This is a genomic window from Marinithermus hydrothermalis DSM 14884, assembly GCF_000195335.1.
Taxonomy (GTDB): domain Bacteria; phylum Deinococcota; class Deinococci; order Deinococcales; family Marinithermaceae; genus Marinithermus; species Marinithermus hydrothermalis.
The window spans coordinates 1,066,095-1,090,445 of the sequence record NC_015387.1; the positions used below are offsets into that span (position 1 = coordinate 1,066,095).

Here is a 24,351-nt window from a genome sequence, read left to right on the forward strand (position 1 = left end):
GGGATCCGTGTAGACTGACAGCGTGACGGGTTTCGCGATCGGCTTCCTCGCTGGCGTTTTTGGTGCGTTGGTTGGCCTTGGGGGCGGAGTGGTGATGGTCCCCCTCCTGGTGGCTTGGTCCAAACTCAGGCAGCACGAGGCCCACGGGACCAGCCTCCTCGCGGTGAGCGCGACCGCGCTCGTGGGGGGGGGGACGTACGCGCAGGCTGGGGCCGTGGATCTGGCCGGCGCGGCGGCGCTTACGGTCACGGCGATGCTCACCGCTCGTTTAGGGGCGCGCTTCACCAGGCGGCTGGACCCCTTGTCTCTACGGCGGGTATTCGGGGGGTTTTTGATCCTGACCGCGTTGCTCCTGCCGTTTAAACAGCACCTGCCCCATGTGGCTGCGGGAGGCGCGGGCGCGTTCAGCACGATCATCCTGCTCTTTGCAGGGGCGTTGGCCGGCTTTGCGTCGGGTCTCTTGGGGATCGGCGGAGGTACGGTCATGGTGCCTGCGCTTGTGTTAGGAGCAGGGTTTCCCCAACAACTCGCGCAGGGCACCTCCCTCGCTGCGATGATCTTACCCGCCTGGGTTGGAGCCCTGACGCACTACCGACTGGGGCACGTACGCGGGGAGATCGCGCCTTGGTTGCTCGCCGGGATCGCGGTCGGGGCGTACGCTGGGGGCAGCCTCGCGCTTGGCCTCCCTGAGGGTATACTTAGAGGGGTGTTCGCCCTGGTGTTGTTGTGGACCGGTACCCGGTACGTGCGGAGCCGGACGAGGGGAGAACAAAGATGAACCTAGGCATTTGGGAACTTCTGATCCTCTTGCTCATCGTGGTGCTCCTCTTCGGGGCGCGCAAGCTCCCGGAGCTCGCTCGAGGGCTGGGGCAGTCCGCACGCGAGTTTAAGCGCGGGCTTCACGAGGACGAAGGGGCGCCAGAGGAGAAGTCCGAAGGCAGCAAGTGAATGTACCGAGGCTCGAGGGTCACCTCGAGCTCCGTTCCCGGGGTAAGGTGCAGGTGGTCCGCGGCGCGCCTGGGGAGCAGGAGTTCTAGCTCCACCGCGCCGTCGAGACGCGCTTTTATGAATAGACCTTGTCGCGTGAGGTGCGCGAGCCGTCCCCGGAGACGATTGGGGGTGGGGGAGGCGAAGGGCGCGACCTGCACCTCTTCGGGGCGGATGCCCCAGTATACGGTTTGTCCTGGGGTGAGCCAGGGAAGAGCGGCGACCTGGAGCGGCCCGGCCGGGGTGTCGATCCAGGCCCAGGGGGGCGTGATGCTCCGCACCCGCGCAGGGAATAGGTTCGTCATGCCCACCAGCCGCGCGACCGTGAGGGTCGCGGGGCGCGCGTACACCTCCTCCGCGGGGCCTTCCTGCACGATCCGTCCCTGCACTAAAACCGCGAGGTGATGGCTGGCCTGCGCGAGAAACGGGTCGTGCGTAGCTACCAGCGCGGGGATGCCGGTCGTGTGCACAACCTGGAGTAGGTGAGTAAGGACCTCCTCGCGCGTCGGTAGGTCCAACGCACTCGTGGGTTCATCCAGGAGCAGCAGCTCCGGCTCGCGGGCCAAGGCCCGGGCGAGGGCGACCCGTTGTTGTTGTCCTCCGGAGAGTTCGTGGGGGTAGCGCTCCGCGAGTGCGGCGAGCCCCACCTGCTCGAGTCGCTCGAGCGCCCGAGCCTGCCGCTGGGATTTGGGGAGATGGGCGAGGGGAAAGGCGACGTTCTCCAGGGCCGTGAGGTGGGGAAAGAGCGCGTAGTGCTGCGGCATGTACCCGACCGGCCGGCGCTCCGGAGGCAGGCCGGCGTAGGGATGCCCGCGGGCGGGGAGGAGTCCCGCGATGGCTTTGAGGAGCGTGGTTTTACCGCTTCCGGAGGGGCCGAGCAAAACGGTCAAGCCCCGTACCGTAAGGCGGGCGTTTATGCGGGTGGGGCGCTCGAGGGTGTACGCGATCTCCATCGGGCCTCCAGTAAACGCGTTGCGTAGATCAGGGCGAAGGACAGCGCTAAAAGTACGAGCGATACACGGCCAGCTTCCGCGAAGTCCAGGGCCTGCACCAGGTCGTACACGTAGATACTGGCCACGCGGGTCTCTCCGGGGATGTTCCCTCCGATCATCAGGACCACGCCGAACTCGCCCAGCGTGTGCGCGAAGGCCAACACCGTGCCCGCGGCGAGGCCAGGCCAGACGAGGGGCAGCCCGACCTCCCGCCAGGCGCGCAGCCTCGAGGCCCCCAGGGTACGGGCGGTCTGTAGCAGGTCCGCATCCAGGCTCCGGAAGGCCTCGCGGTAGGTTGTGAGCACGAAGGGAAGACTATAGATCACCGAGCCCAGCAGCATCCCCTCGAACCGGAAGGCCCACTCGAGGCCTAGCCACCGCGCGATGGGGCCTTCCGGCGCGAGAAGCACCAGGAGGTAGTACCCGAGCACAGTGGGGGGCAGGGTGAGGGGGAGGAGAAGAAGCGTCTCGAGCGCCGCCTTACCCCGGAACGACTTGCGGGCTAGGAGGTAGGCGACGGGCGTACCGAGCACCAACAGGACCAGGCTCGCAGAAAACGCCAGCTTGAGCGAGAGCCAAAGGGCCTCGGTCATGGCAGGAGGAACCCGTACTCTGCAAGGATGCGTCGCGCCGTCGGGGTTTGCACGAACGCGTACAAGGCGCGCACCGCGGGTCGGTCATGCCCTTGGATGATCGCGTACTCCTGCTCCAGTGGGAGGTGTGCCTCCAGGGGAGCGACCCAGAACCGCCCCTTCCCGGAAAGGTTTGGGTTGCGTGCCAGCGAGAGGGCGAAGATGCCCGCGTCCGCCCCTTGGAGTGCGATCTGCGCCGCGTGCGATACGTTATCCCCATACACGAGTTTGGGTTTTACCGCCTCCCACAATCCGGTCCGCTCGAGCAAGCTGACCGCGGCCTCCCCGTAAGGGGCGTGCAGGGGGTTGGCGATCGCGATTCGCCGGATGCGGGGGTCCAGCAGCACGGCCGGCCCCTGAGGTTCCGGATCGAGCGCCACCCGGTTGGGCACCCAGACGACGAGGCGGCCCACCGCGTACACGGCCCGCGTACCGGCCTCGAGCCGGCCGGCCGCCTCGAGGAGGCGGGTGTACTTGCTGCTCGCCGCGAAGTACAGGTCGAAGGGCGCGCCCTGGGTGAGTTGCTGGTAAAACTTTCCAGAGGAGCCGAAGGTGACCTCGACCTGGATCTCGGGGTGTTGTTGGTGGAAGGCCTCGAGCACCTCCTTGAGCGCGTACTGCAGGTCGGAGGCCGCCGCAACGCGTACGGGTTGCGCCCAGGCGTGAGCGTAAAGCAGCAGGGTTAGGATCAGGTACGTTCGACGCATGCCGGCCCCCTCCGGAGTGCACCCCCGTGGGTTGGGGGAGCGTTCAACCCAGATTATACGCGGCGTTAGAGGGACGAATGCCTTGTGCTGCGGGGTGAAAGAACCGCACGGTGAGGGGGCGAGGAGAGCTCCCTCACCGTGCGCGTACTTTTGTGGAGCCCCACCGGAGCTTAGAACAGCGTGACGCTTAGGTTAAGTCGAGTGATCTCGTAGGTGAAGTACACCTCGCCTTGGGTCGTGGCGGTGACGGGGCCGCCCGTGAGGTGAATCCCGAAACGCAGCGTACCTTCGTTGAGCGCTTGGAGCTGCGCGGGGTTCAGCAGGATTTGGTCGCTGATGGTGAGGTGTTCTGTCGAGAGGTCGAAGGTTCGGGGGTCACCGAGCTTGTACGCTTCCTCCCAGAGGTTCACGTTGGGTGCGGCCGGCGCCAGGTAAGCCTGGACCGTCACGGTTCCCGAAAGGCCGCCGGGGGGCGTCTTGGTCAGTTCCACTGTGTAGTCCAGGCTGGCGCTGGTGAAGTTCACCGGGATCTCCGCGCCGCTGAAGTCCGCGTAGAACCCCTGGTCGTCGGGTAACCGCAGGTCCATGTTCCACGTGCCTGGGACGACCGTCCACGCGAAGGTACCGGAAGCTTCCGTGCCCAGGTAGGGCAGCAGGTTGACCGTGATGGGTAGAGCGCTGCACGCGCTGAGTGCGCCCATGACCAGGATCGCAAGTGAGAACTTCCGCATCCGCATTCCCCCTCCCTAAAAACGCGCCAGGGCGACAGGCGCCCTGGCAGTGTGCACACAAGATCCCCTAGCCGGTTGCGCCACTGGCTCCACCTGCCCCAGGCGCCCACGTACAGGACAGGCTTCCTCGCCGCTAGGGGAAGCTTCCCCTAATGGCTACCCTACCACGTGGCCGGCCCCTTGCGTATCCCCCAAACGGGGGAGGCTACGCGTCCGGAATCAAGGCGAAGAGCCGGCCGCTCACGGACACCTCGGCCGTAGTGACGGTGTAGGCTACCGTACCGCCCCCGCTATCCAGCCTTAGCCCCACCCGAAAACGCCCAGCCCGCACGCGGTTAAACGCTTCCAGGTTCTCCGTTTCCGAGAGCGCCAAGACCAGCTCGAGAGGGCCCGTCTCCCCGGCAGCGAGGAGGAGTTGCGCCGTTTGCCCTACCCGGTAGGTTTCCTGGTAGATGTTGGACTCCGAATCCGGCGCGATGTACACCGCAATGCTAAAGCTCGTGCTCGCCGTGCCTTGGTTCGTGAGGTTAAGCCGTACCGTGATCGCTGCGCGTTCCAGGACCTCGAGGGAAGGTAGCTGGACGAGCTGCCCGCCGTCCGGGAGGTCCGCCCGGCCGTCCTCGCCGGCGGGCAGGTACACGGTACCGGATGCCGGGCTGACCTCGCCCGAGTCGAACCCCTGGGCCGCGATGAAGGAGGCGAGGTCGACCTTGAGGGTAGTGAGGGTGCTACCGCTGCACCCGACCAGGGTAAGGACCAGCGTGAAGAAAAGAACCCAGATTCGCCGCATCGTGCCCTCCTATAACCCGAACCCCAGGCTGACCGCGATGCCGTACACCGGATCCCCGGTGAGGGGAGCTCGGTGCGTGGTCAGCGCCGCGTCGAGGCTGACGCCGCTTGCCTGATACCCCGCCCCAACGCCGAAGCGGAACGCTTCCTCCCAGCCGATCCCGCCGCGGATGCGGAAGGGGCCTAGGGCGTACTCGAGCCCCGCGTGCCCTTGGATCGTCTCGCCGAACCCCAGGTCCGCCCCTACCAGCACCGTGCTGGCCTCGGCGACGGGAATGCGGTACGCGGCGTTCGCGAAGACGTAAGGAGCAGCGCCGCTGGTCGTTCGGACCTCCGGTTGTTCGGTCAGGGTGCCGTCGGGGGTGATCTCGGCCCGAACGCCGCTCCACTGCACGAACCCCGCCGCGTTCAGTACGCCGACGCCCAGCTCTACCTGCTCGGTGCGCACCGCAAGCCCGAGGTCCGCGCGGAGGCCGTACCCGAAGCCGCGCCCGGGGTAAGCGTAAAAAGCGGTGGTGGTGAACTCCGTGGCGTTGGGGATGCGGTTGGCGTCGGTGGTGGTTTGGGCCGTGACGGTCGCGTCGATCATCCCGAGCCCGTAGAACCCCTGGAGCCGGGTGCCCCACGCCACATCCCCCGAAAAGCCCGGAACGGGAGGGAGAGCTGCTGCGTAACTCAGGCCGAGGTTAACCCCCGCCTGGGCTTGGGCGGTGCCGTCCAGGGTGTACGTGGTGTTCGGTTCGAACTGCCCCTGGGCCAAAGCGGTCTTCAACGCTTCGCTCGGTGTGAAGCGGAGGTTGCCGCCGCTCGCGAACAGGCCGAGCTCGAGCTCGAGGCCGGGAAGCCCTAGCGGGACGGGAAACCGCAGGAAGGGAGGGGGGGTGAGGTGGGTGGAGGGGGTGTGGCTGGGCGTGCTGGTGAACTCGAGGCTGAGCGGGGTGCCGTCGCCGTCCGTGAGCCGCACGCCGTCCGCGCTGACTTCGAACACCACCTCGCTGGGGCTTTGCGCGGGGTTGATGAGGAACTCGTAGGGGCGGCTCACCTGGTCGTAGAAGGCGAGCGCGTCGAAGTTGTTTTTGAAGACGGTTCGGTTGGTGAAGAAGGTGAAGGGGTTGGTTTCCGGGCGCAGCACCAGGTTCACTAGCCCCAGGGGGAGCGGCGTCGCCGCGACGCTGCTGGTCGCGTCTCCCGGTAAGGCCGCGTAGGCTGGGTTCAGGGGGGCGGCCCAGGGGCCCGGAAGGGTCACCCCGCCCATTCCTAAGCTGCGCACGCCTTGGGCCCAACCCAGTCCGCTTAAGGCGAGGATCGTGAGGATCACGGTTCGTTTCATAGTCTGTACCTCATGAATGGCTTTGTGCTGTACTTCTTCTAACCAACCTCAGCTTATCGGAGGAGGTGCGCGTTGAAAACCCCGTGCCTGGCGAGGTTACCTTTGCCAAGCACGGGGTTGGCGGCGCCGAACAGCCGCGTTCTAAGGCCCGGCCACGCGCTACATCGAGGAAGTCGCGCCGGTCCTGAGGTGCGCGAGGTGCGTCAGGGCGATGGCGAGCGCGTCAGCCACGTGGCTGACCTTGGGGGCCTCCCGGAGGTTCAGGATGGCCCGCACCATGTACGCGACCTGCGCCTTATCGGCGCGTCCGGTTCCCACGAGGGCCTGCTTGACCTGCATGGGGCCGTACGCGAACACGGGAAGTCCCGCCTCGTCCGCGGCCACGAGCACCGCCCCCATCGCCCACCCCACGCGGTACGCCAGCTCGTTCTGGCGGTAGAAGTACTGCCCCTCCACCGCCACGGCCTCCGGCCGGTACGCCTCGAGCACCCCCCGCACGGCGCGGTAGATGCGCCCCACCCGTTTAGGGGCCGGCTCCCCGTGGCGCGTCCGCACCAGCTCGCCGTGCAAAAAGCGCGCCTTGGGACCGTCTCCCTCCACGACCCCCAGGCCCATGTTCGTGATCCCGGGGTCCACACCAAGAACGATCATCCGAGGGGTTACGCCTCGACGCTCACGCCCTCGAGGTCCAGGTTGCTGTACACGTTCTGTACGTCGTCCAGGTCCTCGAGCGCGTCGATCATGCGCAGCACCTTTTGGGCCTCTTCATCAGAGAGGCGCACGGTGTTCTGCGGCAGCATGGTGATCTCCACCGACTCGGCGCGGAACCCGCGTTCCTCGAGGCCCTTCGCGACCGCGTAGACCTCGGTCGGTTCGGTGTAGACCTCGAGGACCCCTTCCGACTCCAGGAGGTCCACCGCGCCGAGCTCGATGGCTGCTTCCTGCGCGGCGTCGCTGGTGTCTTTGAGCACGATTAGGCCGCGGCGTTCGAACTGCCAGGCGACCGCGCCGCTTGCGCCGAGCGACCCGCCGTGCTTGGTGAAGACGTGGCGCACCTCGCCTGCGGTGCGGTTGCGGTTATCGGTGAGGGCGTACACCAAGAGGGCGACACCGCCGGGGGCGTACCCTTCGTACACGATCTCTTCGTACTGGGTGGCGCCTTCCCCTTCGCCGCGCAGCTTGGCGAGCAGGCGGTCGATGTTGTCCTGGGGAACGTCGTCACGACGGGCGGCCTCGATGGCGTTTCTGAGCTGCACGTTGGCGGCGGGGTCGGGGGAGCCGCCCGCGCGGGCCGCGGCCTGGATGGCCCGCAGGTGCTTGGTGATCATTTTGCCGCGCTTGGCGTCGTTGGCTGCCTTCTTGCGTTTGATCTGTGCCCATTTACTGTGACCGGCCATACCTCACCTCGTGTCTTCAGCATTCCCCATTATAGTCGCTCGGCCTGGTATCCTTAAGCCGGCTATGCGTGCACTGTTTAAGGACGCTCCTCGACCGGGTTTGCAGCTTAAGGAAGTGGAGCCGCCCACGCCCGGGCCTGGCGAGATCCTGGTTCGGGTCGAGGCAGCCTCCATCTGCGGCACGGACCTGCACATCTACAACTGGGACAACTGGGCCGCGTCTCGCATGCGCCCCCCCCTAGTGATCGGGCACGAGTTCTCCGGGGTGGTGGAGGCCGTGGGGCCGGGGGTGACCCACCCCAGGGTGGGGGATCACGTGAGCCTCGAGAGTCACGTGGTCTGCCATAACTGCGCGGCCTGCCGGACCGGGAACTACCACGTCTGCCTCAACACCCAGATCCTTGGCGTGGACCGTGACGGTGGGTTCGCGGAGTACGTGGTCGTGCCCGCGGAGAACGCCTGGGTCAACCCTCCTGACCTGCCGTTTGAGGTAGCTGCGATCCTGGAGCCTTTTGGCAACGCGGTGCACACCGTGTACGCCGGGAGCGGGGTTTCGGGGAGGAGCGTGCTGATCACGGGATGTGGACCGATCGGCTTGATGGCCGTGGCGATCGCGCGGGCCTCGGGGGCCGGGCCCATCATCGCGACGGACGTGAACCCCTACCGCCTGGCCTTCGCGGAGCGGCTGGGCGCGGACCGGGTGGTGAACGTCCTGGAGGAGGATCCCGTGCGGGTGGTGAAGGACCTCACCGGCGGCAACGGCGTCGAGGTGCTCTTGGAGTTCTCCGGGAACGAGAAGGCGATCCACCAGGGGCTGCAGGCCCTCATGGCCGGCGGGGAAGCCCGCATTCTGGGGATTCCGTCCGACCCCATCGCGTTCGACCTGGCCGGTGAGCTTGTGATGCGCGGCATCACCGCGTACGGCATCGCGGGGCGCCGGTTGTGGCAGACCTGGATGCAGGGCACGGCCCTGGTCTACTCGGAACGGGTGGATCTGAAGCCGCTCCTCACCCACACCTACCCGATCGCGCGTTTTGAGGAGGCTTTTGCGCGGTTGCAGCAGGGCCAGGCGGTCAAGGTCGTGCTCTACCCTCGGGAAGCCTAGCCCCTGACCCCAGGCGCGGGGGGCTTTCGGGTGCTCCCCCGCCTGTTTTGTTAGGCTATGGGCGTGGAACGCGTGCTGCCCTTTCGTTTCGACGAGGCCGAGGCGACGTTTTGGCTTTTGGATCAGCGCAAGCTGCCCTTCGAGGAGGTCTGGGTCCCCGTAAAGACCGCCCGCGAGGCCGCGGAAGCGATCCGCGCCATGGTGGTGCGGGGCGCGCCGGCCATCGGCGTGACCGCAGCTTACGGCATGGTGCTCGCGCACCTCGCGGGGGAGGCGCTGGCCGAAGCGGACGCCCGCTTGCGTGAAAGCCGCCCCACCGCGGTCAACTTGTTCTACGCCCTCGACAGGATGCGGCCCGCTTGGGGAAGCCTCGAGCAGGCCCTCGAGACGGCACGCGCGATCTGGCGTGAGGTGGAGGAGACGGAGCGCGCGATCAGCCGTAACGGCGCGGCGCTTTTGCGGGGGCAGGTCCTGACGCACTGCAACACCGGCCCGCTCGCCACGGGCGGGTACGGGACCGCGCTCGGCGCGATCATTGAGGCCTGGCGGCAGGGGCGGATCACCCACGTGTGGGTGGACGAGACCCGGCCGTACCTGCAAGGGGCGCGCCTCACCGCGTGGGAGCTGCAAAAGGCCGGGGTGCCGGCCACGCTCATCACCGACAACACGGCCGCGTACCTCATGCAGCAGGGCGAGGTGGACGCGGTCATCGTGGGCACCGACCGCATGGCGATGAACGGGGATTTTGCGAACAAGATCGGCACCTACGGTCTCGCGGTGCTCGCGCGCCACCACGGGATTCCCTTCTACCCCGCGCTGCCGTTGAGTTCGGTGGACCCCGCCCTAAAGACCGGGGCGGACATCCCCATTGAGGAACGCAGCCCTGAGGAGGTCACTACGGTGCGCGGCGTGCCCATCGCTCCGGAGGGGTTCCCCGCGCGGCACCCGGCCTTCGACGTGACCCCCCATGCCCTCATTACGGGCATCGTGACCGAGAAAGGCGTGCTGTACCCGCCCTTTGACGAAGCGCTTGGGAGGGCGCTTGGGCTGGATTGAAGCGCTGCTAGGGATCGCGTGCCCCGGGTGCGGCCGGGGCTTGGACGCGGCCGGTTTGTGCACCGCTTGCCGGAAAGCCCTCGCCCCTAGGCGACGCGGTCACCTGGTTTTCCTCGGAACTTACGCCCGGTGGGGTGGGGCGGTGCGGGCCTTGAAGTACCGCGGCTACCGGGAGGTCGCGCGGGTGCTGGCGCCAGTCCTTGCGCGCGGGGTGCACGAAGCCGGATGGGAGATCACCGCGGTGACCGCGGTGCCTACCCTCGTCTGGCGGCGCTTGCGGCGCGGGTACAACCCGGCGGAGGTCCTGGCCCAAGCGGTGGCTGAGGTCCTCGAGCGCCCCTACGTCCCGGTCCTAAGGCGCGCGCGGTACACTCCCTCCCAGACCCGAAGGGCTCCTCAGGAGCGCGCGAACCTGCCCCCGGACCTCTTTCGGGCCGCGCCGGTGCGGGGGGACTGGCTCCTCGTGGATGACGTGTGGACGAGCGGCGCGACCTTCGCGCGTGCCCGCGACGCCCTAGCGCGGGCCGGGGCCCGCCGCGTGTACGGCGCGGTCATTGCGGTGCGGAACCCCAAAGCCGCCGGGTTGACTCCCGTATAATCCACACAAAGGGGGTGGGGGTGATGCGGAAACGTCGGCTCAGGCGGCTCGAGGAGTTGATCCCGCATCTCAGGGAAGGACGGTACCGCATCGGCCCCCACGTCGCCAAGCACATGGTGCAGGAGGGGTTCACCGAGCTGGACGTCGTCCAGGCGGTGCGCTGGGGGCGCGAGCTTGCCGTATACCCGGAGGACGAGCGGATGCTGGTGCTGGGGTATATCGTGGTGAGCCCCCGGCTCAAGCTGCCCCTGCACGTGGTGCTCGAGTACCACAAGGCCCGCTGGGTGGACATCGTGACCGCGTTCATTCCGCGTGAGCCGCACCGGGTGTACTCCCGGGCGCGTCTCGCGGCGATCCTGCGTTTTGATGGGGCCCGGGAGGCGGTCGAGTGGGTGCGCCCGAAGCGCGCGGAGGGCGAGGGTTAACAGGCCCGTAACCAGGTCAGGCTGTCCTTTAGGTCCGCTTCGAGCTGGGCGAGGTAATCGCCTTCCTTGACCGGGGTGAAGGGGTCGGGCCCCGGAGCGGTGACCTCGAGGATGAGGGGGCCGGTGTACCCGACCTCTTGCAGCGCGTGGAGGAGGGCGGGGAAGTCGGTGTGCCCGTGGCCGATCCCCCGGCGGTTCGAGTCCGCCAGGTGCACGAGCCCGAGCCGGTCCCCCGTGCGCCGGATCGCCGCCGCGGGGTCGGGTTCCTCGAGGTTCATGTGGTAGGCGTCGAGCAGGACTTTGAGGTTCGGGTGGCCCACCGCCTCGAGGAGCTCGAGGGCCTCGGCGGTGGTGTGCACCAGGTGGGTCTCGTAGCGGTTCAGCACCTCGAACACGAGCGTGACCTCGGCCTGGGCGGCTGTTTCGGCTAGGGTTTGGAGGGCCTCCACCAACCAACCCCATTCCATCCGCCTATCGGCGAGGGGCGCGAACCGGCCCACGTGCCCGTGACAGGAGACCCGCGCCCCGCCCAGCGCTCTGGCGAACTCGATGAGGCGTGCGTAGTCATCCAGGGCTGCCCGCCGCACCCAGGGCTCGGGGTGGGTCAGGTCCACGTTCATCGGGGTTAGGGAGTAGACCTCCAGGCCGTGCGCTTCCAGCAGCCGCCGCGTCGCTCGGGGGTCTAGGCTCACGTCGCCGTAGAGCTCCACGCCGTCGAACCCCAGTTGCTCGAGGCGCGCCGCGATCGCCTCCAGCGGCAGGGGGCCAAACGTCCAGGTGCACACGCCGATCCTCCACACGATCCCGCTCCCTTCACAAGCCCAGGTACCGCCGGGCCGCTTCGGCGTCCTGGGCGAGCTGGGCCTTGAGGGCCTCCAGGCTCTCGAACCGCTGCTCAGAACGCAGCTTCTTCAGGAACGCCACCTCGAGCTCCTCCCCGTACAGGTTCCCGGTGAACCCGAAGAGGTGCACCTCGAGCCGCAGCGCGCGGCCGTTCACGGTGGGGCGGGTACCGACGTTCGCCATGCCCCCGTGCGTGCCGTGGGGGCCCGTGACGCGCACGGCGTACACGCCTGGAGGCAGGACCTTGAAGCTCGGGACGCGCAGGTTCGCGGTGGGGAAGCCGAGGGTGCGGCCGAGCTGGTCCCCGCCGGCCACGACGCCGCGCGCGCTGTAGGGCCGGCCCAGCAGGTGCTTGGCCTCCTCCACCCGGCCGGCCTCGAGCAAGGCGCGGATCCGGGTGCTTTTAACGGGGGCGCCGCCGAGTTCGAGGAGCGGCACGGTGACGGTGGGCGCGACGGCCTGGAGGTCCTGGGGCGTGCCGGAACGGCCCCGCCCGAACCCGAAGTCCTCACCCACGTAGATGGCGCACGCCTCGAGGGCCCGTAGGTCCTCCAAGAACTCGTCCTTGCTGCGGCGGGCGAAGGCCTCGTTGAAGGGGACGACCAGGGCGATCTCCACCCCGAGCTCGCGGAGGAGGTCCACCTTCTCGCTCATCGAGGAGAGCATCCCCACCCCTTTGACGAATACTTTGGTGGGGGGATCGAAGGTGTAGACGAGGAGGGGCAGGCCCCGGCGCTTGGCTTCCCGCAGTGCGCGGCGCAGCAGGTACTGGTGCCCGAGGTGCACCCCGTCGAAGCTCCCGATCGCGACGATCTTCGGGCCCGTGGGGGCGTCGTACGGGTCGTTGATCAGGATCATCGCGCACCCTGTACCGCGTACATCAGCCCGACGAGCGTGGAGGCGCTGACGTGTTCGCTGCCGGCCTGGACCCGCTCGAGCACCGCGCGGGGGTCGTGCCACTCGATCACTAGGTCCTCGTCCTCGTCCGGGGTGCCGCGGGCGGGCGTGAGGTGCGTGGCGCGGAACAGGTAGGTGCGTTCGTCCGTGAAGCCCGGGCTGACGTAGAACTGCGTGAGGTACTCGAGCTGGCCCGTGAGCTGGGCTTCTTCCGCGAGCTCGCGGCGCGCGGCCTCCTGGGGGTCTTCTCCAGGCTCGATCAGGCCCGCGGGGATCTCCAGCGTGGCGTGCCCGACGGCGGGGCGGTACTGCCGCACGAACAAGACTGCGCCGTCGCGCTCGGCGAGCACGGCGACCGCGTCCTTGTGCTCCACGATCTCGTAGCGTTCGTCCTCGAGGGCCAGGTTGAGGATGCGTCCCCGGTACAGGTAGCGTCGCTTGCCCATCCCTCCCAGTATAGGGGAGGTATCCTAAGGGGATGCTGCTGGTTGGGGACGTGTGGACGATGCACCGGGGCCGTCGGGCCGGTGCGGTGTACGTGGATGGCGAACGAATCCGCGATGTGGGAGAGGCCGAGACGCTTCGGGCGCGCTACCCCGGGGCGCGGGTGGTGCGGGCGGAGCGGATCACCCCAGGCGTGGCGGACGCGCACGTGCACCCCCTGTACTGGGGGCAGGCCCTCGCGGAGCTGGACCTCACGGGCCTCAAGGACCCGCGAGCGGTGGCGGAGCGGGTGGTCCAGCGCGCGCGGGCGGTGCCCCCCGGCACCTGGATCCGTGGGCGGGGGTATTTGTTCGACGCGTACCCCACCGAGAACCTGCTGGACCGGGCCGCGCCCGCGCACCCGGTCTGCCTCCTCAGCCGGGACCACCACGCGGCCTGGGTGAACGCCAAAGCCCTCGAGGCCAGCGGGATCACCGCCCAGACCCCGGACCCGCCGGGCGGGCGCATACTGCGCGACGCGCACGGGCGGCCCACCGGGTACCTGCTCGAGCGCGCGGTGGCCCTGGTCCTGGCTCACCTGCCCGAGCCGGGGCCGGAGGAGCTGGAGCGGGGCCTACAGGATCTGGCCCGGCGCGGGTACACCGCCGCGCACGCGATGGCCTACGAGCCGGCGCGCGTGCTGGAGTGGGCGGAGGCCCTCGCGGCGAGGGGCGCGCTTCCGCTGCGGCTGTGGTGGGCCCTGCCGCGTGGCGAGTGGCGCACGGTCCGGCCGGGGTGGCGTGGGGAGGACCTCGAGGTGGCCGCGGTGAAGTTCTTCGCGGACGGGGCCTTGGGGAGCCGCACCGCCTGGATGCACGCGCCTTACCCGGACGGCAGCACCGGGATGCCCCTGGATTCCCTGGAGCAGATCCGGGAGGAGGGCCGCGCGGCCCTCGAGGCTGGGTTCACGCTCGCGGTGCACGCGATCGGCACGCGGGCGGTGGAGGGGGTGCTCGAGGTCTTCCACGCGCTCGCGCCCCTGGCGCACAGGCCTTTGCGCCTCGAGCACGTGCAGCACGTGCGGGACGCGGCGCTCCCGCGGTTTTCCGGCCTGCCAGCCGCGCTTTCCCTCCAGCCGATCCACGCGCACGCGGACCTCGAGCTGGTGCGGCGCCACACGCCGGGCCGGGAGCACGAGGCCTTCCGGTTGCGGAGCCTGTGGCGGACGGGATTGGCGGTGGCCTTTGGTTCGGACGCGCCGGTGGCGCCCCCGGACCTGGCGGCCGGCCTCGAGGCCGCGGTGGGAGGGGTTCTGCCCGCTTCGGAGCGCTTGACGGAAGCCGAGGCGGTGTACGCCTTCACGCGTGGCGCGGCGCTGGCCGCGGGGTGGCCGGAATACGGGGTGATCCTCCCTGGCGCGCGCGCGGATCTGGGGGTTTGGGAAGCGGGACGACTCGTGGCGCGCGTGTGGCGCGGCCGGCTCGAGCCGGTCCTGGCATAGGGGCGGGTGAGTTTCGCGGGATCGGCATTATAAGCATTATAATTTATAGTAATTTGTTAATAGGAGCATAGCGAATGCGTTCTATGTTGTGCTGGCGGGGAAGGAAGCTATAGGAGCATGTTGAAGGCGTACTTGGAGTTGGCGAAACGCCTGAACCGCGACGCGGACCGCACGGCGTTCTGGGCGGGGCTATTGGAGGTCACGGGGTATGAGCAAGCGCGGGTGTTCCGCACCCTCGAGGGGCGCTCCGTTCTTGTGGAGGCTTACCCGGAGCGAGGCCCCTGCCGTTCCCCGGATCCGGAGGAGGCGTGCCGTCCCTTGAGCGAGGGGCTCGAGCGGGAACGGATCCTGGAGGTTCCCAACCCCGTTCCCGGACGGGTTCAGAGCCTGCTCGTGGTGCCCCTGCGCTCCCCGCGCGGCCCCCTTGGGGTGCTCGAGCTCGTCGCCGAGACGGCCCCCCACCCGCCCCTGACGGACGCGGAGCGGCGCGGCATCGAGTACCTCGGCCAGGTCCTCGCGGCGCGGCTCGAGGCGGAGCAGGCGGAGGCCAAGGCCCAGGCCAAGCAGCGCCGCCTTGCGGGCTTGCTGGCGTTGGCGCGCGCCATGAACACGGTCCATAACCTGCGCGAGTTGATGCTCGCGCTGCGCCAAGGCCTCGCCTCCTCCTTAAACTTCGAGATCATGTACCTTGCCCTGCGCGAGGGCGAGGTGTTCCGGTTGTTCTACTTCGAGGACGGTGAAACGCCCTTGGTGGGCGAGCTTACGCATCCCGTAGCGGGCGCGCCCCTTACGCGCCACGTTATCGAGCACGGCGCGCCCTTGCTGCTGGAGGATCTCTCGGACCCCAAGGTCCAGGCGCGGCATAAGGTGGCGCGCTACCGGCCTGCCGGGAGCGGCTTGGAAGGACGGGCGTACATGGGGGTCCCGATACGCTACCGGACGTTCGAAGGGGTGTTGTCCGTACAGTCCTCCAAACCCAACGCCTTCTCGCTGGAAGACCTCGAGCACCTCACCACCCTCGCCGCGCTGGTGGAGCTCGCGCTGGACCGGGTGCGTTGGGAGGAGCGCGAGGCCATTTTGCAAGGGCTCGCGCGGCTCGGCGTGTACACCGCGAGGCCCGAGCGTTTCCTGGAGGCGCTGGTGGACCTGGCCCTCGGATGCTGGGGCGCGCAAAGGGGCGGGGTGTGGGCGCGCACACCCACAGGGTACGTGTGCCGCGCGGCCCGGGGGGAAGAGGCGGACGAGCTGGTGGACCTGAGGCTCGACGCGGACCTCGAGCTCGAGCGCGCCCTGTACCTGGACGCGACGCAGCCCCCGCCCCCAGCCCTCGCGCAGCTCCAGGAGCGTTTAGGGGGTGCGCGGGGGGTGGTGGTGCCGCTCCAGGCGCGCGCGTTCCAGGGGTTGCTCGCTGTGGGGTGGGAGGAGGGGTACACCCTGGTGGACTGGAGTGTGGCGGACTTCCTAGCACAGGAGGTAACGCCCTTCCTCGAGGCCTGGTCCCTCTATCAGCGGCTCGAGCAGGAAGCGATTCGCGACCCCTTGACCGGGGCGTACAACCGCCGCTACTTCCGATTGAAGGCCGAGGAGATGCTGGCGCAGGGGGAGCGGTACGGGCGGCGCTTCGCCTTGCTGGTGATTGACCTGCAGAACTTCCGGGACGTGAACAACCACCACGGGCACCACGTGGGCGACCAGGTGCTCGCGCGGTTGGTGGCGGTGCTGAACCGCGCGTTGCGTAAGGGGGATTTGTTGTGTCGGGTGGGGGGGGACGAGTTCGTGCTGTTGCTCCCGGAGGCCGGGCGGGAGGAGGCGCGCCAAGCGGCCTTACGCTACGCGGAAGCGGTGCGGGACGACCCGGTCCTAGCCCGGTATAACGTGCGCGTGAACATTGGGATCGCGGTGTACCCGGAGGACGGGGAGGACCTCGAGACCCTGTGGCAGCTCGGCGATGCGCGCATGTACCGCGCCAAGGCCCGTGCGGAGGCCGTGGAGGTTTCGGATCCCTAGTTGAGAGGCTCCGGGGTGCCGGAGGGGCCCGCAAGCACCTGGGCGAGCTCCAGGGCCCCGGATTTATCCAGGTACTGGTTCCCGTTCCCGCACTTGGGGGAGAGCACGCAGCGCGGGCAGCCCTCCGCGCAGGGGCATTCCGCGAGGAGGTCGCGCGCGGCCTGCACCCACCGGTTGAAGCGCTGGGCGGCGGCGCGGGCGTACCCCACCCCGCCCGGGTACCCGTCGTAGATGAAGATGGTAGGGCCGCCCTCCGAGGGCAAGGGGTGCGGGTAAACGGGGTACGAGACCCCGCCGATGTCGCGCCGCTCCGCCAGCACAAATAGCGGCAACAACCCGATCAAGGTGTGCTCGAGGGCGTGCATCGCGCTGGGCAGACGTTCGGGAGGCACCGCCTCGGGCGGGTGGAACCAGATCGCTTCGGTTTCGAAGGACAACTCCGGCAGCTCGAGCGGCGCCTCCTCCAGCACGCTCTCCGTCACGTACCGGCGCTTCACGTACCCCACCACCCGCTCCTTGAGCACCACGCGCCCCACCCAGACCCCCGGCGCGAGCGCCTCCCCGCTCTTCACGAGGATCTCCGTCTCGGCGCGCGGTTGCGTGTAGTAGTCCTCGAGGCTGGGGAGGAGCACGACCTCGCGCGCCTCGAGGTCCAGGTTGCGCACCAGGTACGCCTCTCCCTGGTGGAGGTAGATCGCGCCGGGGTGCGCCTCCCAGTACGCCTGGCGTTCGTCCAGGTGCCCGAGCACCGTGCCGTCCGCGAGTTTCAGCGTGAAGGTCGCACCCTCCCCCCTCAGCACGATCTCCCGGTGCGGCGCGCGCCGCGTCGTGTAGATGCGGCCGCCGCGCTCCCGGAACCCGGGGCCGGCGAGCGCGGGCTTATAGAGGGGCTCGTGCGGCTCGAGGGGCAGCTCCCGCGCGGCGCAGTGCAGGTGCGGGGGGTACAGGTACGGGTTGAAGGGGTCCGCGACCGCGGCTTCCGGTGCGCTCGCGAGCAGCAACTCGGGCCGGTGCAGGAAGTACTCGTCCAAGGGGTCCTCGCGGGGAATCCAGAGCACGAGCGCGCGGCGGCCGCTCCGTCCGGCCCGCCCCGCTCGTTGCCAGAAGGCGTTGATGGAGCCCGGGTACCCCACGAGCACCACTGCGTCCAGGTCCCCGATATCGATGCCGAGCTCGAGCGCGCTGGTGGAGACGAGCACCCTGACCTCCCCGGCGCGGAAGGCGGCCTCGAGGGCGCGCCGCTCGCGGGCGGTGTACCCGGCGCGGTAGGTGCGGATGCACTCGCCGGCGGGGGAGGTTTTGGCGTACAGCCCGATCAGCTCAGCGGTTTTGCGGCTTCCCGCGAAGATCAGGGTTTTGAGGCCGCTTTCAGCGGCGTACACCGCGAGCTCCGCGGCCTCCATGTTCGCGCTGCGGCGCGCGAGTCCTTGCTTGTCGAGCGCTCGGGGCACCCAAAGCACGAACTCCCGCGGGGTGGGGCGCGTCTCGGCCGAGACGCAGGTGAAGGCCTCCCCGAACAGGTGCTCCGCGTGCTCCTGGGGGTTTTGAATCGTGGCCGAGGCCGCGATGAGCTGCGGGTGCGCCCCATAATGCTGCGCGACGCGGAGGAGGCGCCGGAGGAGGAGGGCCACGTGCGTGCCGAACACCCCCCGGTAGTAGTGCAGCTCGTCCACCACAACAAACGCGAGGCGCGCGAGGAAATGCGCCCAGTCCGTGTGGCGCGGCAGGATGCCGAAGTGCAGCATATCCGGGTTGGTGAGGAGGGCCCGCGCGCGCTCGCGCGCCTGCCGGCGTTTGGGGGCGGGGGTGTCCCCGTCATAAGCGTGCACGCGGTCCTGAAGCCCGAAGGGCTCGGCGAGATCCCGCAACCGCTCGAGCTGGTCGCGGGCGAGGGCCTTGGTGGGGTAGAGGAAGAGGACGCTATGCCCCTCGAGCATCGCCTTGAGGGTCGGCACCTGAAAGACCAGGCTCTTTCCGGAGGCCGTGGGGGTGGCCATCACCAGGTTCCGGCCCGCCTCGAGGACGCGGAACGCCTCGGCCTGGTGCGCGAACGGCTCGAGGCCGAGCACCTCGAGGACCCCGGCGTACGCGCCGTCGTAGGGCACGCACTGGGGGGGGCGGGCCGGAAGCAGGCGAGAGAACCGAATCTGGTTGGCGTACCCGGGAAGGGCGCGCAGCCACTCGGCGTAGCTGCGGTGCGGGGTTAAGGCCTCGGGCAGCACGCGCTCATTCTACGAGAGGGGCTCCGCCGGCTGCGGTCAGTGGGGCGCGTTCGCGCCGCCGTAGGCTGCGCGCTCGAGTTCGGCGGCCTCGGGGACCTGCCCGGCCTTTAGGGCGGCGATGAGGGCCTGGCTGGCGCGCCCTAGCGCGTCCCGTACCCGGCGCCAGGCCTCGAGATCCTGCCCGCTCGGGTCCGGGAAGGGCACGTGCCGCCTCCGGGTGCGGGCGGGGTAGGCCGGGCAGGCCTCGGCCGCGGCGTCGCAGACGGTGAGGACCAGGTCGAAGTTCCAGGGGTCCGGGACCTCGTGGAGGGTTTTGGAGGTGTGGCCCGTGAGGTCGATCCCCACCTCGGCCATGACCGTGCGGGCTTCTTCCTTAACCCGGGTGGCTTGGGTGCCCGCGGACCACACCTCGAGCGCGAGCCCCGCTTGTTGCGCGTGGTAGCGCAGCCACCCTTCGGCCATCTGGCTGCGCGCGGAGTTATGGGTGCAAAGCACGAGGATGCGCATGCCTCCTCCGTATCACGGGCGTGTCAGGGCTTCATCAAGGAAAGCGCGCGTGGCTTGAAGAACCTGCTCCCATTGCGCGCGGCGTTCAATGCGAGCTTCCCGGTCCCCGGGTTGCGCGCCGTAGGCCCCGAACCCCGCGTGGTTGCCGCCCTCGATCCAGACGATCCTGGCGTTCGGGGGGAGGAAGGCCTGTTTCTCTTGCGCGGTTTCCGGCGGCACGAGCCCGTCGTGCGTGGCGTATATGGCCAGGACAGGCAAGGGGCGTTCCGACAGGTCGTCCTGGGGGTACGCCGCCCATAGCACCAGCCCGGCGACCTCGTGACCCTGGGCGAAGCTGGCCGCAGCCACGCCGCCCAGGCTGTGCCCGCCCACCACCCAGCGGGAGACCTCGGGGTGGGCGCGCATGGCTTCGAGCGCCTTGTCCGGCGCGGTGATGGCGAGGTGAAAGGGCACCTTGAGCAGCGCGACGAGATACCCCGCCTCGGCCAGGGGGCGCAGTAGCGGCGCGTACGCTCGAGGGTCCACCCGCCCGCCGGGGTAGAAGACGAACCCGCCCTGCACCTCGCGTGTGGGCTGGAAGGCCCAGCCGTACGCGGTTTCCACGACGCGCACCGCCTCTTCGGACCGAAGGGCGGCCACGGCCAAAGGTTCGGCGGGGAACGGCCGCGTGCCGCGCCACACGAGGGCGGCTACGAGCCCAGAAAAAAAGAAAACCATCCCGAAGAAGAACCACCAGAACCGCTTCACGCCCTCGAGTCTACCCTGGGGTGGCGGGCTAGGAAATTGTGAGGGAGCCGTTCCGCGCAGGGTCGGGCGTTGTTATGATGGAAGGACTATGAACGAGGACACCTTCGATGAGCGGGAGCTCATCCTCGAGCTCTTTCCTGGCACCTCCCCGGCCTTGCTGCCTCCTGGGGAGGTGTTGTACTACCGGGATGCCCAGGGGTACATCCACATCCAGGAGGATCCCCTGCACATGGTGTTCGAGCCGATCCAGATGCAGCCCTCCATCAAGCCGGTCCTGTGCGAGGCCTGCCGCGTGCAGATCTCCCGAACGACAGCGGTCTTCGTGCGGGGGGTGGTGCCGGACTCGGGGGGGCGTCGCTTCCGGTACCTGACCCTGTGCGAGGACACCGAGGCTTGCCGGGAACGGGCGCGGCCTGAGCATTTGAGGGAAATCCTCCGTCGCGGTATACTACACTGAGTGATACCCAGGGGATCCCTGGGTTTTTCCGAGGACGGAGGGACGATGGCACGGGAGATCAAGCTGACCAAGGCGGGGTACGAACGCCTAAAGGCCCAGCTCGAGCAGGAGTACCAGCGCCTGGCGGAAGCCACGCGCATCCTTCAGGAGCAGATGGAGTCCTTCGAGGACTACGAGGACTCCGGTCTCGAGGACGCCAAGCGCGAAAAAGCGCGGATCGAGGCGCGGATCGACTCTCTTGAGGACACGCTTTCGCGGGCGGTGATCCTGGAGGACAGCCAGGGCGGGCAGGTCGTGGCGTTGGGGAGCCGCCTGGTGCTGCAGGACGCGGAGTCGGGCGAGGGGTACGAGATCCAGATCGTGGCGCCTGCGGAAGCCTCGGTCTTGGAGGAACCCCTCAAGATTTCCGACGAGTCCCCGGTGGGCAGCGCACTCCTCGGTCGCCGGGAGGGCGAGAGCGTCCGGGTGGAGACGCCCCGCGGGATTCGCGAGTACCGCATTATCTCGGTGGGATAACCCCTTGGGCTCGAGGTCTTCGGCGCGGGGGCGCGACGTCCTCGGCCGCCTCGAGCCGTTGATGCGCTGGAGTGAGTATGCCGGAGTGGAGTGAGCAGACCCAGCAGCGCTTGCGGAACCTGGAAGCCCTAAAGGAGGCGGGGTACGAGGCGTACCCCTACCGCTACCCCAAGACCCACGACGCCGCGCAGATCCTCGAGGCCCACGCGGGCGCCGGTCCTGGGGAGGAGTGGCCGGAGGTGGTGCGGCTCGCGGGCCGGCTCGTGGCCCTGCGCCGCATGGGCAAGGTGACGTTCGCGCACCTTCTGGACGGCTCCGGGCGGATTCAGCTGTACTTCAACAAGCAGGAGACCCCGGACTACAACCTCCTGAAGAAGCTGGACATCGGGGATATCATTGGCGTGGAGGGTACGGTCTTCACCACGAAGACCGGAGAGATCACGGTGCGGGTCACGCGCTGGACGCTGCTCGTGAAAAGCCTCCGCCCCTTGCCGGACAAGTGGCACGGCATCCGCGACAAGGAGGTGCGTTACCGCCAGCGCTACCTCGACCTCATCGTGAACCCCGAGGTGCGCGAGGTCTTCAAGAAACGCGCGCAGATCGTGCGTTTCGTGCGGCGGTTCCTCGAGGACCGCGGGTTCCTCGAGGTGGAAACCCCGGTGATCGTGCCTACCGCCGGCGGGACCGAGGCGCGCCCCTTCCGCACCTACCACAACGCGCTCGGAACCGAGTTCGAGCTGCGCATCGCCCTCGAGCTGCCCCTCAAGCGCCTCCTGGTCGGCGGGTTCGAGAAGGTCTTCGAGATCGGCCGGGTTTTCCGTAACGAAGGCATCGACGCCCAGCACAACCCCGAGTTCACCATGCTCGAGCTGTACTGGGCCTACGCCGACTACAACGACGTGGCCCAGCTCGTCGAGGACCTCCTCTCCAGCCTCGCCAAGGCCATCCACGGCTCGTACACGGTGCCCTACCAAGGGCGCGAGATCGACTTCACCCCGCCGTTTAAGCGCATCTCCTTCGTGGAGACCCTAAAGGAACGGGCCGGCCTGGATTTTGATCCGCTCGACCTCGAGCAGCTCCAGCGCTGGGCGCGGGCCAAGCACCCGGAGTTCGCGGACGTGCCGAGCTACAAGCTGCTCGACAAGCTCTTCGAGCACTACGTGGAGGCCGAGCTCTGGAACCCCACCTTCGTCTACGACTTCCCCCTCGCTATCAGCCCGCTCGCCAAGAAGCACCGGGAGAAACCCGGCCTCACCGAGCGGTGGGACCTGTTCGTCGCGGGCCTCGAGCTCGCCCCCGCGTACTCCGAGCTGAACGACCCCCTGGACCAGCGAGCGCGCTTCGAGGAGCAGGCTCGGCGGCGCGAGGCAGGCGACGAGGAAGCGCACGGGTACGACGAGGACTTCCTCGTGGCCCTCGAGCACGCCATGCCTCCGGCGGGCGGGCTGGGCATCGGGATCGACCGCCTCACCATGATCCTCACCGACATGCCCTCCATCCGCGACGTGATTCTCTTCCCGCTCCTTAAGCCCCGCAGGCCAGGGGAAGCGGAGCCGGTCTCGGAAGAGGAGGCGTAACCCCTGCCGCCGCGGGCTGTGTATGCTCAACGGTAGGGGCTCTGGAACGCCTTGATCGCGACGCGCACGGATGGCTGGAGCCCACCGTGCGCGTCCTTGGGATAGGAGTGTGCTTCGCGTGACGGTAGAGCCAGCATCCCCCCTAACGGCCGCTCGAGTCAGTCTGGCGGTGGGTCTGGTGGTGCTGGGGCTGAAGTGGCTCGCTTACCAGCTCACCGGTTCGGTCGCGCTGTACTCGGACGCCCTCGAGTCGGCCGTGAACGTCGCGGCAGCGGTGGCGGCGCTGTTGGCGGTGCGCGTCTCGCGCCGCCCGCCGGACGAGAACCATCCCTTCGGGCACACCAAGGCCGAGTACTTCTCCGCGGTCCTCGAAGGCGTGTTGATCGTGCTGGCCGCCCTTGCGATCGTACGGGAGGCCTGGGGGCGGCTGTTTGATCCGCTTCCACTCGCCGGGCTGGGGGCGGGCCTGGCGGTTTCCCTACTGGCCGCGTTGGTGAACGCCGCGCTGGCCATGTACCTGATCCGGGTGGGGCGCGCGCGGCGCTCGCCCGCAGTCGTGGCGGACGGGCATCACGTCGCCGCGGACGTGGTCACCTCGGCGGGGGTGTGGCTCGGGGTGGGGCTTTCCTGGGCGACGGGCTGGTGGGTGCTGGACCCGCTGATCGCCTTGGGCGTCGCGGTCCACGTCGTGTGGGTCGGCGGGCGGCTCGTGCGGGACTCCGTCGGCGGCCTGATGGATGAAGGGTTGCCGCCGGAGGAGTTGGAGCGGGTGCGCGGGGTGATCGCGGGCGCGATGGAAGGCGCGCTGGAGGCGCACGACCTCAAGACCCGCCGGGCCGGGCCTTGGACCTTCATCGAGTTCCACCTGGTGGTGCCCGGCACCTTGAGCGTGGAGGAAGCGCACCGCATCTGCGACCGCCTCGAGGTCGCGCTTAAAACCGCGGTGCCGGACGCGCAGGTCACGATTCACGTGGAGCCCGAGGGCGAAGCGCAGCACCGCGGGTTCAAGGTTGGTTAACCCTCCGGATCTGCCTCCTCGTCCTCCCCCAGGGCGCGCGCCGCGAGCTTACGGCCGGTAGGCGTGTCGGCCAGCCCGCCCTCGCCGGTCTCCTTCAGCTCGAGCGGCAGCAACCGCCCGATGCTGGCCATAGCGAGAATCACCTCGTCCGGGGGGATCACGCTGCGAATCCCGGCCAGGGCCTGCTGCGCGGCGGACACGGCGTGCACCGCGTAGAACCCGTTCCGCATGACGCACGGCACCTCGACGAACCCCCCCACGGGGTCACACACCAACCCCAACGTGTTCTGCAAAGCGAGCGCTGCGGCGTGCGCGCAGGCCTCCGGGCCGCCGCCGAGGAGTTCCGTAACGGCCGCGGCGGCCATCGCCGCGGAGGAGCCGATCTCGGCCTGGCATCCCCCCGAGGCCCCCGCGATGTAGATCGTGCGGCTGATGATCTTGCCCACCCCAGCCGCGAGCACGAGCGGCATCACGAGATCCTCGTCCTCGAGCCCCAGGTGGTCGGCCACCCCTATGAGTGCGCCCGGCACGGTGCCCGCGCTGCCCGCCGTGGGCGCGGCCACGATCCGCCCCATGCGCGCGTTCTCCTCGTTCACCGCCATCGCGTAGGCCTGCACGCGCTTTAAGAGCGGGGCGTTCAAGGGGTCCGGCGCGTCCCATAGGGTTTTCGCGTTCCAGCCCACCATCCCCGCGACGGAAGGCGCGTCGCTTTGTAGCCCCCGCGTGATGGACTCCCGCATCACCGCGAGCCGTTCCCGCATGGCGGAAAGCACCGCTTCCCGGTCCAGCCCGGACTCCTCGACCTCCTCCGCCAACAGGTGCTCCGAGGCGCGGCCCGTAAGCTCGGCCAGCGCGTTGAGGGTTAAGCTCATAACACCTCCCCGACT

At 68.8% G+C, this 24,351-nt stretch carries 27 protein-coding genes and 1 riboswitch; of the genes, 12 read left to right on the top strand and 15 right to left on the bottom strand.

The features are described from left to right. The first annotated feature begins 22 nt into the window (after positions 1–22). Both MARKY_RS05425 and tatA read left to right on the top strand, forming a co-directional pair. The gene (locus MARKY_RS05425; protein WP_041657849.1) at positions 23–778 is read left to right on the top strand and encodes a sulfite exporter TauE/SafE family protein; all 756 of its coding nucleotides are present in this window, start codon (positions 23–25) and stop codon (positions 776–778) included. Continuing rightward, a complete protein-coding gene (gene tatA / locus MARKY_RS05430) occupies positions 775–948 on the top strand; it encodes a twin-arginine translocase TatA/TatE family subunit (protein ID WP_013703874.1) in 174 nt (57 codons plus the stop codon). Before MARKY_RS05425 ends, tatA begins: the two co-directional genes overlap by 4 nt. Here the strand turns inward: tatA and MARKY_RS05435 are convergent. The 8 genes from MARKY_RS05435 to MARKY_RS05470 all read right to left on the bottom strand — a co-directional run bounded on the left by MARKY_RS05435 (position 900) and on the right by MARKY_RS05470 (position 7,565). Then, positions 900–1,940 carry an ABC transporter ATP-binding protein gene (locus tag MARKY_RS05435; protein ID WP_013703875.1) on the bottom strand — a complete coding sequence of 347 codons (1,041 nt, stop codon included), beginning with the start codon at positions 1,938–1,940 and terminating at the stop codon, positions 900–902. The two genes, tatA and MARKY_RS05435, sit on opposite strands and share 49 nt — an antisense overlap. After that, positions 1,901–2,572: a molybdate ABC transporter permease subunit gene (gene modB, locus MARKY_RS05440; RefSeq protein ID WP_013703876.1), complete on the bottom strand. Its 672-nt coding sequence runs from the start codon at positions 2,570–2,572 to the stop codon at positions 1,901–1,903. Before modB ends, MARKY_RS05435 begins: the two co-directional genes overlap by 40 nt. After that, complete coding sequence (gene modA / locus MARKY_RS05445) at positions 2,569–3,318, bottom strand: molybdate ABC transporter substrate-binding protein (protein WP_013703877.1); 750 nt, start codon at positions 3,316–3,318, stop codon at positions 2,569–2,571. Before modA ends, modB begins: the two co-directional genes overlap by 4 nt. A 170-nt stretch (positions 3,319–3,488) precedes the next feature. Beyond that, positions 3,489–4,055 carry a hypothetical protein gene (locus MARKY_RS05450; RefSeq protein WP_013703878.1) on the bottom strand — a complete coding sequence of 189 codons (567 nt, stop codon included), beginning with the start codon at positions 4,053–4,055 and terminating at the stop codon, positions 3,489–3,491. A gap of 54 nt (positions 4,056–4,109) precedes the next feature. Beyond that, positions 4,110–4,193: riboswitch (cyclic di-GMP riboswitch) on the bottom strand. A 61-nt stretch (positions 4,194–4,254) separates the two neighbouring features. Further along, positions 4,255–4,839, bottom strand: a complete 585-nt coding sequence (locus tag MARKY_RS05455) for a hypothetical protein (RefSeq protein WP_013703879.1) — start codon at positions 4,837–4,839, stop codon at positions 4,255–4,257. A 9-nt stretch (positions 4,840–4,848) separates the two neighbouring features. Then, the gene (locus tag MARKY_RS05460) at positions 4,849–6,168 is read right to left on the bottom strand and encodes a hypothetical protein (protein ID WP_013703880.1); all 1,320 of its coding nucleotides are present in this window, start codon (positions 6,166–6,168) and stop codon (positions 4,849–4,851) included. Positions 6,169–6,327: 159 nt separating this feature from the next. After that, entirely contained in the window at positions 6,328–6,819 is a 492-nt protein-coding gene (gene ruvC / locus MARKY_RS05465) for a crossover junction endodeoxyribonuclease RuvC (protein ID WP_013703881.1), read from the bottom strand. An 8-nt stretch (positions 6,820–6,827) separates the two neighbouring features. After that, a complete protein-coding gene (locus MARKY_RS05470; RefSeq protein WP_013703882.1) occupies positions 6,828–7,565 on the bottom strand; it encodes a YebC/PmpR family DNA-binding transcriptional regulator in 738 nt (245 codons plus the stop codon). A gap of 64 nt (positions 7,566–7,629) precedes the next feature. Between MARKY_RS05470 and tdh the strand changes: the two genes are divergently transcribed. The 4 genes from tdh (at position 7,630) to MARKY_RS05490 (ending at position 10,749) form a co-directional block, all read left to right on the top strand. Then, the gene (tdh, locus tag MARKY_RS05475) at positions 7,630–8,670 is read left to right on the top strand and encodes an L-threonine 3-dehydrogenase (RefSeq protein WP_013703883.1); all 1,041 of its coding nucleotides are present in this window, start codon (positions 7,630–7,632) and stop codon (positions 8,668–8,670) included. A 63-nt stretch (positions 8,671–8,733) separates the two neighbouring features. Further along, positions 8,734–9,726, top strand: coding sequence for an S-methyl-5-thioribose-1-phosphate isomerase (gene mtnA, locus MARKY_RS05480; protein ID WP_041658294.1), 993 nt, complete (start codon positions 8,734–8,736; stop codon positions 9,724–9,726). Continuing rightward, complete coding sequence (locus tag MARKY_RS05485) at positions 9,713–10,324, top strand: ComF family protein (protein ID WP_013703885.1); 612 nt, start codon at positions 9,713–9,715, stop codon at positions 10,322–10,324. Before mtnA ends, MARKY_RS05485 begins: the two co-directional genes overlap by 14 nt. A 23-nt stretch (positions 10,325–10,347) precedes the next feature. After that, the gene (locus MARKY_RS05490) at positions 10,348–10,749 is read left to right on the top strand and encodes a hypothetical protein (RefSeq protein ID WP_013703886.1); all 402 of its coding nucleotides are present in this window, start codon (positions 10,348–10,350) and stop codon (positions 10,747–10,749) included. On the opposite strand, the gene MARKY_RS05495 is transcribed toward MARKY_RS05490, so the two are convergent. The 3 genes from MARKY_RS05495 to MARKY_RS05505 are packed head-to-tail and all read right to left on the bottom strand — an operon-like array spanning position 10,746 to position 12,935. Next, positions 10,746–11,549 (bottom strand): sugar phosphate isomerase/epimerase family protein, encoded by an 804-nt coding sequence (locus MARKY_RS05495; RefSeq protein WP_052297157.1) that lies wholly within the window; start codon positions 11,547–11,549, stop codon positions 10,746–10,748. The two genes, MARKY_RS05490 and MARKY_RS05495, sit on opposite strands and share 4 nt — an antisense overlap. A 13-nt stretch (positions 11,550–11,562) precedes the next feature. Further along, positions 11,563–12,450 carry a riboflavin biosynthesis protein RibF gene (gene ribF / locus MARKY_RS05500; RefSeq protein ID WP_013703888.1) on the bottom strand — a complete coding sequence of 296 codons (888 nt, stop codon included), beginning with the start codon at positions 12,448–12,450 and terminating at the stop codon, positions 11,563–11,565. Further along, positions 12,447–12,935: an NUDIX domain-containing protein gene (locus MARKY_RS05505; protein ID WP_013703889.1), complete on the bottom strand. Its 489-nt coding sequence runs from the start codon at positions 12,933–12,935 to the stop codon at positions 12,447–12,449. The genes ribF and MARKY_RS05505 overlap by 4 nt, the downstream gene beginning before the upstream one ends. Positions 12,936–12,967: 32 nt before the next feature. On the opposite strand from MARKY_RS05505, the gene MARKY_RS05510 reads away from it, so the two are divergent. Then, positions 12,968–14,413: an amidohydrolase gene (locus MARKY_RS05510; protein ID WP_013703890.1), complete on the top strand. Its 1,446-nt coding sequence runs from the start codon at positions 12,968–12,970 to the stop codon at positions 14,411–14,413. A gap of 117 nt (positions 14,414–14,530) precedes the next feature. Beyond that, the gene (locus tag MARKY_RS05515; RefSeq protein ID WP_013703891.1) at positions 14,531–16,420 is read left to right on the top strand and encodes a sensor domain-containing diguanylate cyclase; all 1,890 of its coding nucleotides are present in this window, start codon (positions 14,531–14,533) and stop codon (positions 16,418–16,420) included. On the opposite strand, the gene MARKY_RS05520 is transcribed toward MARKY_RS05515, so the two are convergent. From MARKY_RS05520 to MARKY_RS05530, 3 genes are read right to left on the bottom strand one after another with little or no spacing between them, the layout of a single operon-like run. Further along, positions 16,417–18,642 (bottom strand): DEAD/DEAH box helicase, encoded by a 2,226-nt coding sequence (locus MARKY_RS05520; RefSeq protein WP_013703892.1) that lies wholly within the window; start codon positions 18,640–18,642, stop codon positions 16,417–16,419. The two genes, MARKY_RS05515 and MARKY_RS05520, sit on opposite strands and share 4 nt — an antisense overlap. 36 nt (positions 18,643–18,678) lie before the next feature. After that, positions 18,679–19,149, bottom strand: a complete 471-nt coding sequence (locus MARKY_RS05525; RefSeq protein ID WP_013703893.1) for an arsenate reductase ArsC — start codon at positions 19,147–19,149, stop codon at positions 18,679–18,681. Between the two features lie 12 nt (positions 19,150–19,161). Then, positions 19,162–19,896: an alpha/beta hydrolase gene (locus MARKY_RS05530; RefSeq protein ID WP_013703894.1), complete on the bottom strand. Its 735-nt coding sequence runs from the start codon at positions 19,894–19,896 to the stop codon at positions 19,162–19,164. 88 nt (positions 19,897–19,984) lie between these two features. Between MARKY_RS05530 and MARKY_RS05535 the strand changes: the two genes are divergently transcribed. From MARKY_RS05535 to MARKY_RS05550, 4 genes are all read left to right on the top strand, one after another. Beyond that, positions 19,985–20,353: a hypothetical protein gene (locus tag MARKY_RS05535; protein WP_013703895.1), complete on the top strand. Its 369-nt coding sequence runs from the start codon at positions 19,985–19,987 to the stop codon at positions 20,351–20,353. Positions 20,354–20,398: 45 nt separating this feature from the next. Further along, a complete protein-coding gene (locus MARKY_RS05540) occupies positions 20,399–20,869 on the top strand; it encodes a GreA/GreB family elongation factor (protein ID WP_013703896.1) in 471 nt (156 codons plus the stop codon). Positions 20,870–20,946: 77 nt separating this feature from the next. After that, positions 20,947–22,446 carry a lysine--tRNA ligase gene (gene lysS / locus MARKY_RS05545; protein WP_013703897.1) on the top strand — a complete coding sequence of 500 codons (1,500 nt, stop codon included), beginning with the start codon at positions 20,947–20,949 and terminating at the stop codon, positions 22,444–22,446. 118 nt (positions 22,447–22,564) lie between these two features. After that, on the top strand, positions 22,565–23,464 hold the full coding sequence (locus tag MARKY_RS05550) for a cation diffusion facilitator family transporter (protein WP_013703898.1): 900 nt from the start codon (positions 22,565–22,567) through the stop codon (positions 23,462–23,464). Here the strand turns inward: MARKY_RS05550 and sdaAA are convergent. After that, positions 23,461–24,336, bottom strand: coding sequence for an L-serine ammonia-lyase, iron-sulfur-dependent, subunit alpha (sdaAA, locus tag MARKY_RS05555; RefSeq protein WP_013703899.1), 876 nt, complete (start codon positions 24,334–24,336; stop codon positions 23,461–23,463). The genes MARKY_RS05550 and sdaAA overlap by 4 nt on opposite strands. Between the last annotated feature and the right edge of the window lie 15 nt (positions 24,337–24,351).

Bases quoted from the DNA above. Each gene is read 5' to 3' on its own strand.
- tatA (WP_013703874.1), top strand. From the start codon at position 775: ATGAACCTAGGCATTTGGGAACTTCTGATCCTCTTGCTCATCGTGGTG.
- MARKY_RS05435 (WP_013703875.1), bottom strand. From the start codon at position 1,940: ATGGAGATCGCGTACACCCTCGAGCGCCCCACCCGCATAAACGCCCGC.
- modB (WP_013703876.1), bottom strand. From the start codon at position 2,572: ATGACCGAGGCCCTTTGGCTCTCGCTCAAGCTGGCGTTTTCTGCGAGC.
- modA (WP_013703877.1), bottom strand. From the start codon at position 3,318: ATGCGTCGAACGTACCTGATCCTAACCCTGCTGCTTTACGCTCACGCC.
- MARKY_RS05450 (WP_013703878.1), bottom strand. From the start codon at position 4,055: ATGCGGATGCGGAAGTTCTCACTTGCGATCCTGGTCATGGGCGCACTC.
- MARKY_RS05455 (WP_013703879.1), bottom strand. From the start codon at position 4,839: ATGCGGCGAATCTGGGTTCTTTTCTTCACGCTGGTCCTTACCCTGGTC.
- MARKY_RS05460 (WP_013703880.1), bottom strand. From the start codon at position 6,168: ATGAAACGAACCGTGATCCTCACGATCCTCGCCTTAAGCGGACTGGGT.
- ruvC (WP_013703881.1), bottom strand. From the start codon at position 6,819: ATGATCGTTCTTGGTGTGGACCCCGGGATCACGAACATGGGCCTGGGG.
- MARKY_RS05470 (WP_013703882.1), bottom strand. From the start codon at position 7,565: ATGGCCGGTCACAGTAAATGGGCACAGATCAAACGCAAGAAGGCAGCC.
- tdh (WP_013703883.1), top strand. From the start codon at position 7,630: ATGCGTGCACTGTTTAAGGACGCTCCTCGACCGGGTTTGCAGCTTAAG.
- MARKY_RS05490 (WP_013703886.1), top strand. From the start codon at position 10,348: ATGCGGAAACGTCGGCTCAGGCGGCTCGAGGAGTTGATCCCGCATCTC.
- ribF (WP_013703888.1), bottom strand. From the start codon at position 12,450: ATGATCCTGATCAACGACCCGTACGACGCCCCCACGGGCCCGAAGATC.
- MARKY_RS05505 (WP_013703889.1), bottom strand. From the start codon at position 12,935: ATGGGCAAGCGACGCTACCTGTACCGGGGACGCATCCTCAACCTGGCC.
- MARKY_RS05510 (WP_013703890.1), top strand. From the start codon at position 12,968: ATGCTGCTGGTTGGGGACGTGTGGACGATGCACCGGGGCCGTCGGGCC.
- MARKY_RS05515 (WP_013703891.1), top strand. From the start codon at position 14,531: ATGTTGAAGGCGTACTTGGAGTTGGCGAAACGCCTGAACCGCGACGCG.
- MARKY_RS05525 (WP_013703893.1), bottom strand. From the start codon at position 19,149: ATGCGCATCCTCGTGCTTTGCACCCATAACTCCGCGCGCAGCCAGATG.
- MARKY_RS05535 (WP_013703895.1), top strand. From the start codon at position 19,985: ATGAACGAGGACACCTTCGATGAGCGGGAGCTCATCCTCGAGCTCTTT.
- MARKY_RS05540 (WP_013703896.1), top strand. From the start codon at position 20,399: ATGGCACGGGAGATCAAGCTGACCAAGGCGGGGTACGAACGCCTAAAG.
- lysS (WP_013703897.1), top strand. From the start codon at position 20,947: ATGCCGGAGTGGAGTGAGCAGACCCAGCAGCGCTTGCGGAACCTGGAA.
- sdaAA (WP_013703899.1), bottom strand. From the start codon at position 24,336: ATGAGCTTAACCCTCAACGCGCTGGCCGAGCTTACGGGCCGCGCCTCG.